General features: G+C 42.0%; 1 pseudogene. It reads left to right on the top strand.

The window, feature by feature from the left end:
• Window positions 1-314: 314 nt before the first annotated feature.
• Window positions 315-576: pseudogene (locus tag HCR01_RS38205) on the top strand (hypothetical protein); the annotation flags it as partial.

Below are 576 nucleotides of genomic sequence, written 5' to 3' on the forward strand. Positions count from 1 at the left end.
TGGTTGCAAAAAACTTCAATCTTTCGAGAATTAAGGCGATTGCTACTCCAAGAGTACGCGATCGCCTTTTCAATGGATACCACATGGCTGCACAGAACATAGTAATAACTAACATCTTCTCTAGAGCTTAGTGCTGTCTAGTGTTTTAGCTATTAGCTAATATGCTTTACCCTGGAATATTTTTATAAGGCTGCGCCAAATCTAGATTGAGAGTGTTGTGCCTGCACAACACATTTCGTGCAAATTAAAAGGCGATCGCAGACTTTGGACGGTGCAGCGATCGCCTTTATTACCGTTCTAAAGGTTTTAAAATTATGCCACAAACAGCAACAACTGTAACCCCTTGCGTCAAACCAGTTGAAGAATTGACATCAGTCGAAATCAGCTTTTACGACCATGAGATTTACTGCGGCGATAAATTGGTTGCCAGCATTACCCACGACGACAACGACTTTGTGATGCAACCCTGGCTAGTATTGATTAACGGTGTGGAAGTATTCCGAGACAATACTCAAAAGAGATGCCACAGCTACATCGTATGGCATTACAAAGAAAACACGCTACCAGAACCCGAAA

It is taken from the genome of Nostoc sp. MG11, assembly GCF_014904695.1.
In the GTDB taxonomy this organism is placed as follows: Bacteria; Cyanobacteriota; Cyanobacteriia; order Cyanobacteriales; family Nostocaceae; genus Komarekiella.